The 2,969-nt window shown below is 68.9% G+C and carries 1 protein-coding gene and 2 pseudogenes; 2 read left to right on the top strand and 1 reads right to left on the bottom strand.

Annotated elements, in window-relative coordinates:
• Nucleotides 1–2,029: xanthine dehydrogenase family protein molybdopterin-binding subunit (locus ACFDS3_RS20235; protein WP_375264128.1), on the top strand; the 2,029-nt coding region annotated here is incomplete at its 5' end.
• Between the two features lie 59 nt (nt 2,030–2,088).
• Nucleotides 2,089–2,682 (top strand): annotated as a pseudogene (locus tag ACFDS3_RS20230) (C4-dicarboxylate ABC transporter substrate-binding protein); the annotation flags it as partial.
• 90 nt (nt 2,683–2,772) lie between these two features.
• On the opposite strand, the pseudogene ACFDS3_RS20225 reads toward ACFDS3_RS20230, so the two are convergent.
• A pseudogene (locus tag ACFDS3_RS20225) lies at nt 2,773–2,823 on the bottom strand (hypothetical protein); the annotation flags it as partial.
• Between the last annotated feature and the right edge of the window lie 146 nt (nt 2,824–2,969).

Raw genomic sequence — 2,969 nt, 5'->3', positions numbered from 1 at the left:
CGTGGCCGTGGTCGCCCGCACCCGCGCGCTGGCCGAGGAGGCCGCCGACCTGGTGATGGTCGAGTACGAGGAACTGCCCGCCGTCACCGACATGATGAGCGCGCTGGACCCGGACACGCCGGTGATCCACGAGGGCTATGACGACAACCTGTGCTTCCGCAAGACCAACGAGGCGGGCGAGGTCGACGAGACCTTCGCCAATGCGCACACGGTGGTCGAGGGCTGGTTCAAGACCGGCCGCCACACCGGCGTCACGCTGGAGCCGCGGGTGATCCTGGCCGACTGGAAGGCCGGCGAGGGCGAGCTCACGGCGCATGTCTCGAACCAGGCGCCGCACATGCTCCAGGTGCTGCTGGCCAAGCACATGGACCTGCCCGAAAGCCGCGTGCGCGTGGTCTGCGGCGACGTGGGCGGGTCGTTCGGCGTCAAGGTGCACGTCTATGCCGACGAGGTGGCGACGGCCGCGATCTCGAAGGTGCTGGGCCGCCCGGTGAAGTTCACCGCCGACCGGCTGGAATCCTTCGTCTCCGACATCCACGCCCGCGACCACGAGGCGACGGGCCGGATCGCGATGGACGCGGACGGAAAGATCCTGGGCTTCGACGTGGACGACTGGACGGGGATCGGCCCGTACTCGATCTACCCGCGCACATCGGCCGTCGAGGGCCTGCAGGTGACGAACCTGATCGGCGGGCCCTACGCCTTCGACCATTACCGCGTGCGGTCCTCGACCGTGTTCCAGAACAAGGGCATCTGCGCGCAGTATCGCGCGGTGGGCCACCCGGTCGCCGTGGCGATCACCGAGGGTCTGGTGGACAAGGCCGCCCATGCCATGGGCATCGACCCGATCGAGTTCCGCCGCCGCAACGTGATCCGCGACGACGCCTACCCGGTCTCGACCGCCGCGGGGCTGAAGCTGGAGGGCCTCAGCCACGAGCGCAGCCTCGACGCGCTGGTCGAGGCGATGGACTACGACGCGCTGCGGGCCGAGCAGGCCGAGTTGCGCGAGAAGGGCATCCACCGCGGCATCGGCATCGCCAGCTTCATCGAGCTGACCAACCCTTCGCCCTTCATGTACGGCATCGGGGGCGCGCGGATCTCGGCGCAGGACGGCTGCACGGTGCGGATGGACCCCGACGGCTCGGTCGTGGCGCTGACCGGCGTGACCGAGCAGGGCCAGGGCACCGAGGCGATCATGGCGCAGATCGTCGCCGAAGGCGTAGGCATCCGCCCCGACATGGTGCGCGTCGTCACCGGCGACACCCGCGTCACGCCCTTCGGCGGCGGGACCTGGGCGTCGCGCGGCGCGGGCATCGGCGGCGAGGCGGCGCTGCGCGCGGGCCGGGCGCTGCGCGACCAGGTGCTGGAGGTCGCGGCGGCGATGCTGCAGGCCAAGGCCGAAACGCTCGACATCCGCGACGGCGTGGTGGTCGACGCCGGGACCGGCGAGGAGCGCCTGCCGCTTTCCGAGGTCGGACGCATCGTCTATTTCCGCGGCGACACGCTGCCGCCGGAGCTGCCGCGCGAGCTGATGCAGACGCGGCACTACATCACGTCGAACTACCCCTACGCCTTCACCAACGGCGTGCAGGCGTCCTACGTCGAGGTCGACGTCGAGACCGGCTTCGTCAAGCTGCTCAAGCACTGGTGCGTCGAGGATTGCGGGCGGATCATCAACCCGCAGCTGGTCGACGAGCAGATCCGCGGCGGCATCGTGCAGGGGATCGGCGGCGCGCTGTTCGAGGAGGTCTGCTACGACGCCGACGGGCAGCTGCTGAACGGCTCGATGGCCGATTACCTGGTGCCGATGTCGGCCGAGATGACCGACATGATCATCCGCCACGTCGAGACGCCCACCGAGGAGGGGCAGCTTGGCGCGAAGGGCGCCGGAGAGGCCGGCACCGCCGGGGCGCCCGCGGCGATCATGAACGCCATCAACGACGCCATCCGCCCGCTGGGCGGCGAGGTGACCGCGATGCCGTTCACCCCCGAGCGCATCCTGCGCGCGCTGGGGGCCTTCGAGGACTGAGACCGCAGAAACGCGACGGGCGCCGCGACGATCCCGCGCCCGATGTCAGGGAGGACAGAATGAAGCACACGACCTTCGCCCTTGCGGCCGCAGCGACCATTGTCGCCTCCGCCGCAGCCGCGCAGCAGACGATCACCGTCAACATCGGCTCGTCGCACCCGGAACAGAACATCTGGGTCTACGCGATGAAGAACACCTTCCAGCCCGAGGTGAACCGCATCCTCGAAGAGGCCGGCGGCGAATACGAGGTGAACTGGAACGAGGCCTATGCCGGCACGCTCTACAAGTTCACCGACACCCGCGAGGCGGTGCAGGACGGCATCGTCGACATCGGCATGGTCGGCACGGTCTGGGAAGGCTCGACCATGCCGCTGCAGAACGTGACCTACTTCACGCCCTTCGCCACGCCCGACCACCGGATGCTGATCGAGATCTTCGACGACCTGAACGTGAACCAGGAAGACCTGGCGCAAAGCTGGGCGGACAACAACATGGTGCCGCTGTCGTCGCTGATCACCGACGTCTACGACGTCTACGCGACCTTCCCGGTCGAGACGATGGAAGACCTGCAGAACCGCCGGATCAACGCGCCGGGCACCTCGGCCAACTGGCTGCAGGGCACGGGCGCGACGCCGGTCGACGGCGCGCTGACCACCTACTACACCAACATCCAGACCGGCGTGACCGAGGGCACGCTGTCCTTCGCGTCCGGCATCCAGGCAGGCCACGACGTCGTGCCCAGCACCGCGGAGCAGGTCGATGATGACCTTGGCATGGCCACCGGCACCGATCACCGCGACCCGGTTCACGACGCCTCTCCCGGCGCGGCGTTGACCGGCAATGCACTGCCGTCGCGACACAGCAGGACATTGGAGCTGACCTGGTCGCGCAGCTGCGAGAAATCGGCAAGCGGCACGCAGGCACCGGTGAGGTCGTCGAT

It is taken from the genome of Palleronia sp. (assembly GCF_042089775.1).
Lineage (GTDB): Bacteria > Pseudomonadota > Alphaproteobacteria > Rhodobacterales > Rhodobacteraceae > Palleronia.
The sequence above is the reverse complement of the archived record's forward strand: the minus strand, read 5'-3'. Positions and strand labels throughout refer to the sequence as shown.